We start from the raw sequence: 12,645 nt of genomic DNA, 5'->3' as shown, positions 1-12,645 counted from the left end.
CCAGAATCTGTGACTTCGACACTCCCAGATTCTCTCGGCTGGGAGCGCTTTGGCGTCGTTATGCAGGTGCAACTCCTGAGTTAAAGGGAGCCAGTATCAAACGAATGCGCTGAGTCCGGTGATGGCGCGGCCCACCACCAGGGTATTGATCTCGTTGGTGCCCTCGTAGGAGTAGATGGCCTCGGTGTCGGCAAAGTGCTTGGCCACGCCGTTCTCCAGCAGAATGCCGTTGCCGCCGAAGGTCTCGCGGGCCAGCGCCACCGTCTCGCGGCAACGGGCGGCCGTGAACACCTTGGCCAGCGCCGCGTGCTCGTCGTTCATGTCCCCGCCGTCGGCCATGTGGCTCAGGCGCAGGCACAGGGCGAACATGCTCGTCACGTTGCCCAGCATGTGCACGAGATGGTTCTGGATCAGCTGGAACTCGCCGATGCGTTTGCCAAACTGCTCGCGCTGCTGGCTGTAGGTCACGGCCAGTTCATAGGCTCCCATCGCGCAGCCCACACCCTGCCACGCCACGCCCGCCCGCGTGATCTTGAGCACCTCGGCGGTGGTGCGCCAGCCCTGGACGTTCTGCAGGCGGTCGCTGTCGGGCACGCGGCAGTCCTCCAGGGTGATCAGGCCGTTCTCCACGATGCGCAGCGCCGTCTTGCCCTCGATCTTCTCGACGCGGTAGCCCGGCGTTCCGGCGCGCACGATGAAGCCGCGCACCTCCTGGGTGTCCACATCCCGCGCCCAGATGACGGTGAAATCAGAGAAGGTGGAGTTGCCGATCCACTTTTTCTGGCCGCGCAGGGTCCAGCCGTCGCCGTCGCGCTTGCAGGTGGTGCGCATGCCCTGGCTAACCTGCGACCCGCCCTCGGGTTCGGTCAGGCCAAAAGCGCCGATGGCCTCCAGATCGAGCATCTTCGGCAGCCACTCGGCCTTCTGGGCGTCGTCACCTCCGAGCGCGATGCTGGCGAAGGCCAGACCCGCATGCACCCCGAAAAACACGGCGGTGCTCACGTCCACCTTGCAGGCCTCCAGCGTGACCAGTCCTTCCATGATGGTGGCATTGGGCTTGCGGCTGCCGTCCTCATTCCAGATGCGCCGCAGCAGGTCAAGCTTGCGCAGCTCGGGAATGATCTGCTTCGGGAACTCGTCTCGGTTCCAGTACTCGTTCATGATCGGGGCGACATGTTCGTGCATGAACTGACGGGTCAGCCCGGCGACCTCACGCTCCTCGCCGGTCAGGGTGTCCATCTGGCCATAGAAGTCGCCGTTGGCCGCCGGAAGCTGTTTTTCCTGACCCTCCTCATCCTGGGTGAGCAGGCGCGAGAGCTGCTTGATCTGGCCGTCGCTCATGCGTGAGGCGGCGTTCAGCAGCGCGGGCAGGTCCACCTTCTGACTCAGGCGGCCCAGGGCGTCCATATCGATCTGCGCGAGCAGGGCCATCGGATTGGGGGCAGATTTGGTCATGCCCCGTTGTACCGTGCACCCGGGCCCACACACAGGGGCGCAGCGCCCAGGACCGCATTTACCGATCCTTTAAGGCGTTAGCATACCCGCATGACCGCCTCCGCCCTGCGCCCCACCCGTCCGCTGGCCAGCAAGCCCGCCGGGTACGCGGAGCTGGCGCGCTATTCCAGCCTGGCGCGGCTGTGGAGCCTGCTGGGGGGCGCGGCGCGCTCGGGCCGCAGCGTCAGCACGGTGCGCGGCGATTCTCCGGAAGTCTGCCGCCGCCGGATCAGCGGCTACACCCTGCCGCAGGCCGCCATCTTCCTGGACAGCGCGCGGCTGCTTAGGCACCTGGAGGAAGGCTTCGAGGCGCATCCCGCGTTGCTGGCCCTGCTGGGCGGGGACTCCATGCCGCTGCGCACCGAACTCAACGCCCACTTCGAGCTGCGCGCCGACTTCGTGGTTGCCCTGACCGCCCGCCGCGACCTGATCGCCCGCCCCGAGTTCCGCTTCATGCCCATCGTGCAGGGATTGAGCAGCCTGCCCGACGGCCTGCCGCTGGACGCCCGTCGGTTGGGCCGCGACGAGTTGCATCTGCTGCTGCAGCGGGCCTGCGGCCTCGCCTGAGGGACAGCCCGGCAGCACCGCCGCCTCTCAGGAGGCCCTCAGCCGTCGCTGGGGGTACGCTTCTTGGGCTTGCTCGCGGCGAACTTGGCAAGGCGGGCAAGCAGCACCGGCGGAGTGCCGGTAAGCAGATCGCGTGAGACGGGGCGGCGGCGGGCAAAGTCGTCCACACGGTCAAAAATCGTATCGAACACGTCCATGGGCATGTCCAGGGCCGGAGTCAGGCGCACGGTGCGCTTGCTGCTCAGACTGAGGTTGGCGATCACGCCCGAGGCGTGCAATTCGCGCAGGGCGAGCAGCGCGGTGGCTTCAAAAACCAGTTCCTTGAGCACGCCGGGCAGCGGCACCCCCAGCATGGGCTGGAACTGCATCGCCAGCAGCAGGCCCTGACCGCGCACGCCTTCCAGCAGGCGCGGAAAGCGGCGCTGGGTCTCGCGCAGCCGGTGCAGGCCGCGTTCCCCGAGTTCCAGGCTGCGGGCCGGAAAGTCGTTCTCGATCAGATACTCCAGGGACTTCAGGCCCACCGCCATCGCCAGCGCGCCGCCGCCGAAGGTGTTGCTGTGCCGTTTGCTGCTCAGGCCACCCAGCATCTTCTTGTAGATGTCGTGGCGGGCAATCGTTGCGCCCACCGCCGTCATGCCGCCGCCCAGCGGCTTGGCGAGGGTGATGATGTCGGGGTCCAGGCCCTGCGCCGCCGATTCGAACCAGTGCCCGGTGCGCCCCAGCCCGGTCTGGATCTCGTCGGCAATGACCACGATGCCGTGCTGGCGGCAGTACTCGCCCAGGCCGCTGAGAAAGCCCGGCGGGGGAATGTTCACGCCACCCTCGCCCTGGATGGGCTCGACGATCACGCAGGTGATCTTGTCGGGACCGACCCGCCGCACCAGCGCCCGGAAGGCGTCGAGATCGCCGTAGGGAACAGTCAGTGCGCCGGGAACCAGCGGACGGAAGATGTCCTGGTATTCGGGATTGGGCGTGAGACTCAGGCTGCCCAGCGTCTTGCCGTGGTACCCGCTGCCAAAGGAGATCTGAAATTTGGACCCCGGCCGGAACGCCTTGGCAAACTTCAGCGCTCCCTCGACCGCCTCGGTGCCGCTGGAGCAGAAGAAGACCTGCGAGTCGGCGTGGCTGGGCAGCTCGCGTGCCAGCAGGCGCACCAGATTGGCCTCCAGCGCTGCACGCCACGGGCTGCTGGACTGCTGGGGCAGGGCCATGGCGCGGTTCTTCTCCAGGAATTCGCGCAGAAACCCGGTCAGGGCCGGCGGCATCTCACCGAAGGGAGTCGCGGCGTAGCCGCTGGCATTGATGCGCCGCACGCCGGCCTCGTCTTCCAGTTCCCACGGCGTGACCCGCGAGAACGGCCCGGCCACCCCCAGCAGATCCAGGCCATACAGCAGTTCCGCGTTGCCATGCTCCAGTTCCAGCCGGCGCACCTCGGAGGCGCTCAGGCGGTCGTGCAACACATCGTCGGTGGAAATAAAGCCGGGTGGGAGAACAGACATGCCCGTCAGTCTAGGGGGTCGCCGGGAAAGGACGCATGGTCCGCGTCCTCATGTCTGGCCGTTCTGGGTTCCTTCCGCGAGCAGCGCGGGCACTCCCCCCGGATACGCGGAGGCCTCCAGTCCGTCCGCCTGCAGATACCGCGCGGCCAGCCTCGAGCGCACGCCGCGCTCGCACACCACGACCAGCGGCCCCAGATCCGGCGTCAGGCCATGTTCGCCGTTCTCGATCTGGTCCAGAGTCACGGCGCGGACCGGCAGTGGAGTCATGGCCGCGAGGGGCAGGGCCGAGCGCAGGTCGGCGGGACGCAGGTCAATCACGGTGACACCGTCGGGCAGAGACATGGGCGCAGCATAGTGGTCGCCGCACTCCGGGAGGTCCCCGGAAGGTCATCTGCGGGGCACAATTGCCGCAGAAGACTCGGGTATGCTGCGGCCTATGGAAGAAGTCACCCCGCAGGAAGGTCAGCGCCGCGTGCAGCAGGGCGCGCTGCTCGTGGATGTCCGCGAGCAGAACGAATACGACGAGGTGCACGCTCAGGATGCGCAGCTGCTGCCCCTCAGCGAACTCGAAGCCCGTTACACCGAACTGCCCCAGGACCGCGATCTGGTGCTGATCTGCCGCAGCGGCGCCCGCAGCGCCCGCGCCGCCGAGTACCTGATGAACAACGGGTATGGCCGCGTCGCCAACCTCACGGGCGGCACGCTGGCCTGGGTCGAAAATGGCCTGCCCACCGAGGGAGGAAACCAGTAATGGACACCGAAACGACCAACGCCAGCGCTGTACCGGCCGCCGCGGGGCTGCCCGACGAGGCGCAGGTGCTCGAGGCCCTGAAGATCGTCAAGGACCCCGAGATTCCGGTCAACGTCGTGGACCTGGGCCTGATCTACGGAGTGGACGTGCAGGAAGGCGGGCTGGTGGACATCACCATGACCCTGACCAGCGTGGGCTGCCCGGTGCAGGACCTGATCCGCGCCGACGCCGAGATGGCCGTGGGCCGGCTGGACGGTGTGACCGACGTGAACGTGGAGTTCGTGTGGACGCCGCCGTGGGGACCGGACAAGATGACCGAGGACGGCAAGCGCCAGATGCGGATGTTCGGCTTTAACGTCTGAGCTGAGCCAGGAGATGCATCCACAACAGCGGCGACCCGTGTAAGGTCGCCGCTGTTCCATGAAGACTCTGCCGGAACTCAGTCGCTGCTGCGGGCAATGCTCAGGATGTTCAGGAACTGTGCCAGCGCCATCGCAAACCCGGCCACGTAGGTCAGGGCGGCGGCGGTCAGCACATTCTTTGCGCCGCTGTGGCCCTCGGCCGTGCCGTTCAGGCCGCGCGTGTCCAGGTAAGCCAGGGCCCGGCGGCTCGCGTCGAACTCCACCGGCAGGGTCACCAGATGGAAGATCAGGGCGCCGCCGAACAGGATCACGCCCAGCCACAGCAGGCCCGAGAGCTTCAGGAGGAAACCGGCCAGCAGCAGCCACGGAGCCAGGTTCATGCCCAGGCTCAGTGGCACGGCCATCTTGCTGCGCAGCACCAGCGCCGGCATATGCGCCTTGTCCTGCAGGGCGTGGCCGACCTCGTGGGCCGCGACCGCCATGGCGCCGACGCTGGGCACGCCGAACACGCTCTCGGACAGGTTCACGGTCTTCTTGAGAGGGTCGTAGTGGTCGGTGAGGTTGCCCGGCACGGCCTGGACCGGCACGTCGCGCAGGCCGTTCTCGTCGAGCATCATGCGTGCGACGTCCGCACCGGTCAGGCCGCGGGCATTGCGCACCCGGCCCCACTTCTTGTAGGTGCTACTCAGGTACGCCTGAATAATCATCGAGGCGACGAAGACCAGCAGAATCAGGAGGGTATAAGGGCCAAGAAACATAGGTGTCGCTCCTCCGGGGAGTGGCACGGCCCGCTGTGGGAATCACGGAGAAGGCGGGGCCGGGAAAAAGGCGGCGTCTTCCAGGGTCAGGGGGGTCTGCGCCCGATGGCCCATGCCATCAGGCCGGAAGTTACCTGTCCATATCTTAGCGCACCACACTCAGATTTTATGAGAGACAGGGACGGCAGACTTCAGGTGGGACGCCGGAAAGCCTCAGTGCTTACGGTAAAGCCCCAATGCTTACGGTGCCGTCCGCCGGGCCGCCGTTACCCGGAAGGTCAGGGCGGTGCGCTCCTCCCCCTGGCCCTCAAGCTTCACGAACTCAGGCTGCGCGAACAGGTCCAGGGCGTCGTCCTGCAGATAACCGCGGGCGATGGCCAGCGCCTTGACCGTCTGGTTGACGGCGGCGGGACCGATGGCCTGAATGTTGACCTGCCCCTGAGAGCGCAGCAGCGCCGCGATGGCTCCGGCGATGGCGTTGGGACGGGACGTGGCAGAGACGCGCAGGGTTTCCAAGACTCGACTTTCCTCCAGCAAGAACGCTTGCCCGGCCAGTGTAGGGTGCCGCCGCGGCGCGCACAATTCCCTGATGGGGGCAGGCCGGGCCGGAGGATCAGCGGAGCCTCCGCCTTTGGGAGGACGCCCGGGCCCCGCCTGCGCCGCTAGGGTCGGGCCACCCGACTGGAGGTTGCAACTGTGGAAGACATGCTTGTCCCCCTCTTTTTCCTTGGCAGCGTGGTGGCCTTTCCGCTGCTGCGGCGGCAGATGATCCACCGGCACCGGATGGAACTCCTGCGGGAGCAGGCGGCCCGCGACCCGGTGGACCGCGCTGCCCTCTCCGGCCCGCTTCCCGAACCCGCCGCCGAACTGGCCCTGCGTCTGCCCGAACCGCACCGGCTGTACGCCCTGGCGCTGCTGTGCCGCCTTCAGGATGCGCTGGCGGGGGAACACGCCGCCCCCCTGGATGTCCGCAACCGGTTTCTGGTCACCCAGGCCCGCCACGACTACCTGCCTGCCACGCTGCGCGCCTACCTGGACCTCACGCCCGCGGCCCGCGCCCGTATAGCAGCGCGGGGCCAGTCCGCCGAGGCCCTGCTGCGCGAACAGCTTGAACAGATCAGCGCCGGAGTGAGCGACGCGCTGCGGCTGGACCACACCGCTGCCGACCGGCTGCTGACGCAGGGGCACTTTCTTCAGGACCGTTTTTTTCAGGAACGCTTCGAGCAGCAGAGCGCCGTCTCCGGGCAGACCCCGGGCGGGTAACGGAACCCCGCAGATCAGGGCAGAGATCAACTGGGAAGACTGAATTTCAGAGTATTTCCCTACTCCGCTTCAGCGTCCAGGGCCTCGACATGTACGCCCAGCAGATGCGCCAGTTCGGGCAGCTGAACCGGCTCGACGGTCACGCCGGTCAGCTCGCGCACCCCCACCCGCACGCCCTGCAGACGCGAGCCACGCCAGTCGGCACCCTCCAGACCCGCACCGCGGAAATCGGTCCGGCCCAGGGCACACCGCCGGAACACCGCGCCGGGCAATCGTGCGTCCGTGAACAGCGCCTCGGTCAGGTCGCTGTCCTCCAGCCACAGGTGCGCGGCGTCCACCTCCGGCCACAGCGACAGCGGAGCCAGCGCCCGCGTCAGGCGAACGTGCCGCAGCACCGCGCCGGGCAGATGCAGGCCCAGCAGACGGCAATCCGTGACCTGAACGCGCTCCAGCGCCCCTTCGGTCCACTGCGCGCCGCTGAGATCACAGCGCTCGAAGCGCACGTCCTTTAACCGGAAAAGCTGCCAGTCCACTCCGCTCAGGTCAACCTCCCGGAACACCGCGCCCTCAAAGGACACGGTCCGCAGCTGGCCCGCACCCAGCGACCCACCTTCGATCACCACCCCCCGGTACACCGACTCGTCTTCCAGCTCGGCAGGCAGGACCGGCCGCAGGCCACCCCGCGGAAATCTGGGCGGGCGGGGCGGCCTGGGAAGCTGAACCTGCGGCGTCACAGCGTCAGGATTTCATGTCCTTTGGGCGTCACGACCAGCGTGTGTTCGAACTGGGCGCTGGGCGTCCTGTCGGCGGTGATAACGGTCCAGCCGTCGGCGAGCAGCCGGGTCTCGGGGCGGCCCAGGTTGATCATCGGCTCGATGGTAAACACCATACCCGGCTGCAACTTCAAGCCGGTGTAGCGCACGCCGTGGTGGTAGATGGTGGGTTCCTCGTGCAGCCGCTTGCCGATGCCGTGGCCGGTGTACTCACGCACCACGCCGTAGCCCCGGCCCTCGGCGAGCGTCTGGATGGCGTGGCCGATGTCCCCGGTCCGCGCTCCGGGCCGCACCACGTCCAGCCCGGCCTGCAGCGCCTCGCGGGTGGTGTCCACCAGCCCCTGCACCTCGGGGCTGACCGTGCCCACGGTGTAGGTGTAGCACGCGTCTCCGTACACGCCGTTCATCAGCACGCCGATGTCCACACCGATGATGTCCCCGTCCTCCAGCGCCCGCTCGCCGGGAATTCCGTGGCAGATCACCTCATTCACGCTCGCACAGATGGTGGCCGGAAAGGGGTTGTTCTTGGGACCATAGCCCAGGTACGCGGGGGTGGCTCCGGCCTTGCGGATGTGCTCCTCGGCGATGCGGTCAAGTTCGGCCAGGGTCACGCCGGGCTTGACGTAGGGGTCCAGCACACGGAACGTTTCGGCGACCAGCGCCCCCGCGCGGCGCATGGCCTCGATCTCGCGGGCAGATTTCAGGGCAACGCGGCTCATAACATATGAGGCTAGCACGCCTCCACCGCCCCCCGGACTGCTCGTTCCCGTGCTCCACCGCCTCTGCAACGTGGTCCCCGTTGGCCGTCCAGACGCTACGCTGACCCGCATGAGGAAACAGCCGTGAAGGTGGTCATCAGCGTGGACATGGAGGGCGTGTGCGGGGTGGCGTCGTGGGTGCAGGTCAGCCCGCCGGAATTCGGAGGACTGGTGAACGGCACCGAGTACCAGACGGCCCGCGAGCGCATGACGCTGGAGGCCGCCGCCGCCGCCGAGGGCGCGCTGATGGGCGGCGCCACAGATGTGCTCATCAACGACAGCCACGACACCATGCGCAACCTGATTCCCGAACTGCTGCCGCAGGCGGTGCGCTTTACCAGCGGCAACGACAAGCCGCTGAGCATGGTGCAGGGCGTGCAGGAGGACGGCGTGGGCGCGCTGCTGTTCGTGGGCTACCACGCCCGTGCCGGCAGCCCCCGCGGACCGCTGGCCCACACCTGGAACGGCTTTATCCGCAACGTGCGCGTGGGGGGCATCGATACCGGCGAGTACGGCCTGAATGCGCTGCTCGCCGGACACTACGGCGTGCCGGTGGTGTTTGCCAGCGGGGACGACGTGGCCATGGCCGAGATCCGCGCCGAACTGGGCGACGGCGTAACCACGGTGGCCGTCAAGGAAGGCCTGAGCACCTACGCCGCCGTTCACCTGCACCCCGCCGAGGCGCAGCGACGCATCCGCGATGGAGCCGAACAGGCCGTGCGCGCCGCCCGGAACGCCCAGCCGTACACCACCCGCTGGCCCGCGCCGTGTCAGCTGTCCTTTGACCATCAGGCGCGTGCCGACGCCTGCGCGCGCATCCCGGACATCACGCGGGTGGACGCGGTCACGGTGGGCTGGAGCAGCGACACCGCCTACCACCTGTTCCAGACCTTCCGCATGCTCGCAACGGTGGCCGGGGTCCGGCTCAATGGCTGAGGCTTCTCATCCATCCGGACGCTGGACAGGTAGCCTGAAGGACATGACCCCACGCGCCCTGCTGATCGCCGCCGCCATCGCCCTGCCCTGCACCGCCTCGGCCGCGACCACCTGGGCCGGAGTGGACGCCACGACTCGGGGCTACGGCCTGCACGCGGGCCTCTCGGTGTTTCAGGTGCCGGTGCTGGGGACGCTGGGGGTTGAGGCGACCGCAGAGCGGGCATGGCGCAAGGACAACCCCAGCCGCTTTGCGGCGGGCGTGACCCTGCGCGACCTGAACCTGCCCCTGACCCGCATCGATGCCTTTGCCAGCGCGGGCGCAGAGTACGCGGGCCGCTTTGGCGTCTATACCGAGGGCGGACTGCGGGGACCGCTGCTGGGACCGTCCGGGTGGCGGGCCTTCGTGCGCGGCAGCACCGCCTCGGGCTTTGGAGCGGGCGTGGGCCTGGAACTGCGCTTCTGAAGCGGAGCTAAGCCGCGCTCAGGACAGGGAGGCGCGAAGCTGCTGCACCGTGGCGCGCCATCCCGCCGCGTCCTCTCCGTCTTCCCACAACTCGGGCAGTTCGCTGTCGGGGCCCAGGACGCGGGCGAGCGCTTCCTGCGCTCCCTCCCGCAGCGGAGCCAGAATGGACGGCTCCGCCGCCTCCACCCAGGCCCGCAGCGCGGCGTCGGTGAGGGCGGCTGTGGCTCCATTCAGCGCGGCGTCCAGCACGCCGGCAGCGGCCACCGCCCGCCAGCCCTCCTCGGCGGCCAGAAAATCGGTGTCGGGATCCAGGGCCACATCGAAGGCCTCGGCCAGCGCCACCTCGCCGTCCTGCACGACCTCCTGCGCGAAGGCCGCGCCCACCTCATTCTCAAACGGACCGGTTCCCCAGATCTTCATGACGGCAGGCTAGCGTGTCCGCCTGCTGAGGGGGACTATCAAACGTTCCCCCGTTCCCCACCCGCCTGAATGCTCAGGTGCCCCGCCGCTTGACACCCTTGACCGGGGCGTGGGTCCACGGGTCATCCGGCCACGGGTGCCGGGGATAGCGGCCCCGCAGGTCCTTGCGCACCTCGAAATACGAGGAGTTCCAGAACGAGCGCAGGTCCTGGGTAATCTGCACGGGCCGGCCGGCCGGCGACAGCAGGTGCAGCAGCACGGGCGTGCGCCCCCCGTTCACCGCCGGCGTGTCGGCCAGCCCGAAGAGCTCCTGCAGCTTTACGGCCAGGATCGGCGGCGAACCGTCGGCGCGGTATTCCAGCCGGATGCGGCTGCCGGTAGGAACGGTCAGGTGGGTGGGGGCCAGATCATCGAGGTGCTGCGGCAGCGGCCAAGGCAACTGAGCCTGCAGGGCGGGCAGCAGGTCAAGCCGTCCCAGGTCCTCGCGCGTGCGGGCCGTGCCCAGGCGGGGCCCGAGCCACTCCTCCAGCGTGTCCAGCAGCGCGGCGTCCGAGAGGTCCGGCCAGCCGTCCCCAGTCCGCCAGTGACGCAAAGCCTCCACCCGCGCCCGCAGGGCCGCTGCCGCCGGCGAGAAGGTCAGCAGGTGCAGGCCCTCGCCGCGGATGGCTCCGGCCAGGGCCTGTGCCCGCGCCCCGGCGGAACTGTCACGCAGGGGCCGCGTCTCCAGCACCAGGGCCCCCACCCGCCGCTCCCTCTGGGCCAGCAGGGTCCCGCTGCGGGTCTCCCAGCGCACGCTCTCGAGCCACACCGCACGGTCCTCCAGCACGGCAGGGTCCAGTGGCGCAGCCAGGTAGATGCGGCCCTCGGCTCCCTGACCGGTGGGCCGGGCGTCCAGGTGCGCCACCGCCAGCGTCCGCAGGCCTGCCAGCGCGTCGCCTTCCGGCAGGATCACCCCCTGCCCCCCCGCCAGCAGAAAGCGCCCCCGGACGCCCCCGGCTTGCAGTTCACGCGCCAGCGCCACCCGCTCGGGATAGGCCCGGGCGATCAAGGCGCCCACGCCGAAGGGGTCGGGGGGCTCGTTCTCGGGGCGCACTTTCAGCAGGCTGCGCCACTGCCGCGACAGGCGCTCCACCCGCTCCAGCACGGCCACGTCTCCCCGGGCACGCTCGCCGCGCCGCCACGCCCGCAAAGCCTCCACCCGTTCACTCAGGTCCGCGCCGGAACCGGGCGGCAACGGATCGCGTTCCTCCAGCAGCGCGGCCAGGTCGGCGGCCAGTGGCCCCAGTCCGCGCGCATCCCCGCCCGTCAGCAGGTGAGCCAGCCGGGGATGCGTGGGAAATTCAAGCAGACGCTGGCCCTCCGGCGTGACGCGGCCGGCCTCATCCACCGCCTCCAGTTCCCGCAGCACCCGGCGCGCGGTTTCCACGCGCGGCGCGGGCGGCGCGTCCAGCCACGCCAGCGCCGCCGGGTCGGGCGCTCCCCAGGCGGCGAGTTCCAGCGTCAGGGGGGCCAGATCGGCCTCCAGCACTTCCGGCGCGCGGGCGGGCGGCAGCAGTGGGTGGGTGCGCTCGGACCACAGGCGGTAGGCGACCCCGGGCGCGGTGCGGCCCGCCCGTCCGGCCCGCTGCGCGGCGCTGTCCCGCGTGACCCGGCCCGTCACCATCCGGCTCAGTCCGGTGGCCGGGTCAAAGGCCTGGGTGCGGCTCTGCCCGCTGTCCACGACCACCCGCACCCCGTCAATGGTGAGGGAGGTCTCGGCGATGCTGGTGGCCAGGACCACCTTGCGCCGTCCACCCGGATCGGGAAGAAGGGCGCGGCGTTGCTCCCCGACCCCCAGGTCGCCGTACAGGGGCAGCACCGCAGCCTCCACGTCTGCCAGAGCTGCCGCCGCCGCGCGAATCTCGCGCACCCCGGGCAAGAAGGCCAGGACATCGCCCTCGTCGTCGGCCAGGGCCTGCCGGACTTTGCGGGCCACCAGATCCTCCACGCGGCCCACCGGATCCGTGGGCAGGTAGCGCACCTCGACCGGATAGGCCCGGCCCATGCTCTCCACCAGCGGCGCTCCCAGCCGGGCGGGCAGGTCCGGGTCCAGGGTCGCGCTCATGATCAGCACCCGCAGGTCGCCGCGCAGTGCTCCCTGCACCTCGCGCAGCAGGGCCAGCGCGAGGTCCGCGTTCAGGGAACGCTCGTGGAACTCGTCCAGAATGACCAGCCCCACACCCGCCAGTTCGGGGTCACGCTGCAGGCGGCGGGTCAGGATGCCCTCGGTGACCACCTCCAGCCGGGTGCGCGCCGAGACCCGCGACTCGAAGCGCACGCGGTAGCCCACCGTCTCCCCCACCGCCTGTCCCAGCCCCTCGGCCAGCCGCGCCGCCACCGCGCGCGCCGCCACCCGCCGGGGCTGCAGCATGACCACGCTCTGCCCCGCCAGCCAGCCCTCGTTCAGCAGGGCCAGGGGCAGGGCCGTACTCTTGCCCGCGCCTGGAGGAGCCTGGACCACCACGAGTGGGTGGGCCGCCAGCGCCGCCTTCACCTCCGGAAGGACGGCGGCGATGGGAAGGTCAGGAAGAACCGAAGACACGGAGGAATGGTAGCAACCGA

Annotated in this window: 15 protein-coding genes; 6 read left to right on the top strand and 9 right to left on the bottom strand. The window is 69.3% G+C overall.

The genetic code is table 11. The features are described from left to right. Window positions 1-96: 96 nt before the first annotated feature. Window positions 97-1,455 carry an acyl-CoA dehydrogenase family protein gene (locus IEY21_RS08780; protein WP_188903455.1) on the bottom strand — a complete coding sequence of 453 codons (1,359 nt, stop codon included), beginning with the start codon at window positions 1,453-1,455 and terminating at the stop codon, window positions 97-99. A 90-nt stretch (window positions 1,456-1,545) separates the two neighbouring features. Here IEY21_RS08780 and IEY21_RS08775 point away from each other — a divergent pair, with 90 nt between their 5' ends. Further along, window positions 1,546-2,061 (top strand): hypothetical protein, encoded by a 516-nt coding sequence (locus tag IEY21_RS08775; RefSeq protein WP_188903453.1) that lies wholly within the window; start codon window positions 1,546-1,548, stop codon window positions 2,059-2,061. 38 nt (window positions 2,062-2,099) lie between these two features. On the opposite strand, the gene IEY21_RS08770 is transcribed toward IEY21_RS08775, so the two are convergent. Together IEY21_RS08770 and IEY21_RS08765 are read right to left on the bottom strand one after the other, a co-directional pair. Further along, the gene (locus tag IEY21_RS08770; protein WP_188903450.1) at window positions 2,100-3,560 is read right to left on the bottom strand and encodes an aspartate aminotransferase family protein; all 1,461 of its coding nucleotides are present in this window, start codon (window positions 3,558-3,560) and stop codon (window positions 2,100-2,102) included. A gap of 48 nt (window positions 3,561-3,608) precedes the next feature. Further along, complete coding sequence (locus IEY21_RS08765) at window positions 3,609-3,902, bottom strand: rhodanese-like domain-containing protein (protein ID WP_188903448.1); 294 nt, start codon at window positions 3,900-3,902, stop codon at window positions 3,609-3,611. A 94-nt stretch (window positions 3,903-3,996) separates the two neighbouring features. Here IEY21_RS08765 and IEY21_RS08760 point away from each other — a divergent pair, with 94 nt between their 5' ends. Both IEY21_RS08760 and IEY21_RS08755 read left to right on the top strand, forming a co-directional pair. After that, entirely contained in the window at window positions 3,997-4,311 is a 315-nt protein-coding gene (locus IEY21_RS08760) for a rhodanese-like domain-containing protein (RefSeq protein ID WP_229752989.1), read from the top strand. Continuing rightward, window positions 4,311-4,673, top strand: a complete 363-nt coding sequence (locus tag IEY21_RS08755) for a metal-sulfur cluster assembly factor (protein ID WP_188903445.1) — start codon at window positions 4,311-4,313, stop codon at window positions 4,671-4,673. Before IEY21_RS08760 ends, IEY21_RS08755 begins: the two co-directional genes overlap by 1 nt. Before the next feature lie 77 nt (window positions 4,674-4,750). Here IEY21_RS08755 and IEY21_RS08750 read toward each other — a convergent pair whose 3' ends face one another. Both IEY21_RS08750 and IEY21_RS08745 read right to left on the bottom strand, forming a co-directional pair. Continuing rightward, complete coding sequence (locus tag IEY21_RS08750) at window positions 4,751-5,431, bottom strand: zinc metallopeptidase (protein ID WP_188903443.1); 681 nt, start codon at window positions 5,429-5,431, stop codon at window positions 4,751-4,753. A 240-nt stretch (window positions 5,432-5,671) separates the two neighbouring features. Continuing rightward, window positions 5,672-5,947 (bottom strand): stage V sporulation protein S, encoded by a 276-nt coding sequence (locus tag IEY21_RS08745; RefSeq protein WP_188903441.1) that lies wholly within the window; start codon window positions 5,945-5,947, stop codon window positions 5,672-5,674. A 189-nt stretch (window positions 5,948-6,136) separates the two neighbouring features. On the opposite strand from IEY21_RS08745, the gene IEY21_RS08740 reads away from it, so the two are divergent. Continuing rightward, window positions 6,137-6,694 (top strand): hypothetical protein, encoded by a 558-nt coding sequence (locus IEY21_RS08740; protein ID WP_229752988.1) that lies wholly within the window; start codon window positions 6,137-6,139, stop codon window positions 6,692-6,694. Window positions 6,695-6,753: 59 nt separating this feature from the next. On the opposite strand, the gene IEY21_RS08735 is transcribed toward IEY21_RS08740, so the two are convergent. Continuing rightward, window positions 6,754-7,428, bottom strand: a complete 675-nt coding sequence (locus IEY21_RS08735) for a pentapeptide repeat-containing protein (RefSeq protein ID WP_188903437.1) — start codon at window positions 7,426-7,428, stop codon at window positions 6,754-6,756. After that, window positions 7,425-8,186, bottom strand: a complete 762-nt coding sequence (map, locus tag IEY21_RS08730) for a type I methionyl aminopeptidase (protein ID WP_188903435.1) — start codon at window positions 8,184-8,186, stop codon at window positions 7,425-7,427. Before map ends, IEY21_RS08735 begins: the two co-directional genes overlap by 4 nt. A 123-nt stretch (window positions 8,187-8,309) precedes the next feature. Here map and IEY21_RS08725 point away from each other — a divergent pair, with 123 nt between their 5' ends. Further along, a complete protein-coding gene (locus IEY21_RS08725) occupies window positions 8,310-9,161 on the top strand; it encodes a M55 family metallopeptidase (RefSeq protein WP_188903433.1) in 852 nt (283 codons plus the stop codon). Window positions 9,162-9,204: 43 nt separating this feature from the next. Beyond that, a complete protein-coding gene (locus IEY21_RS08720; RefSeq protein WP_188903431.1) occupies window positions 9,205-9,624 on the top strand; it encodes a hypothetical protein in 420 nt (139 codons plus the stop codon). A gap of 18 nt (window positions 9,625-9,642) precedes the next feature. Here IEY21_RS08720 and IEY21_RS08715 read toward each other — a convergent pair whose 3' ends face one another. Continuing rightward, window positions 9,643-10,044 carry a DUF4259 domain-containing protein gene (locus IEY21_RS08715; RefSeq protein ID WP_188903429.1) on the bottom strand — a complete coding sequence of 134 codons (402 nt, stop codon included), beginning with the start codon at window positions 10,042-10,044 and terminating at the stop codon, window positions 9,643-9,645. A gap of 73 nt (window positions 10,045-10,117) precedes the next feature. Next, window positions 10,118-12,625 (bottom strand): ATP-dependent helicase HrpB, encoded by a 2,508-nt coding sequence (gene hrpB / locus IEY21_RS08710; RefSeq protein WP_188903427.1) that lies wholly within the window; start codon window positions 12,623-12,625, stop codon window positions 10,118-10,120. Between the last annotated feature and the right edge of the window lie 20 nt (window positions 12,626-12,645).

It is taken from the genome of Deinococcus aerophilus, from assembly GCF_014647075.1.
Classification (GTDB): Bacteria; Deinococcota; Deinococci; order Deinococcales; family Deinococcaceae; genus Deinococcus; species Deinococcus aerophilus.
The sequence above is the reverse complement of the archived record's forward strand: the minus strand, read 5'-3'. Positions and strand labels throughout refer to the sequence as shown.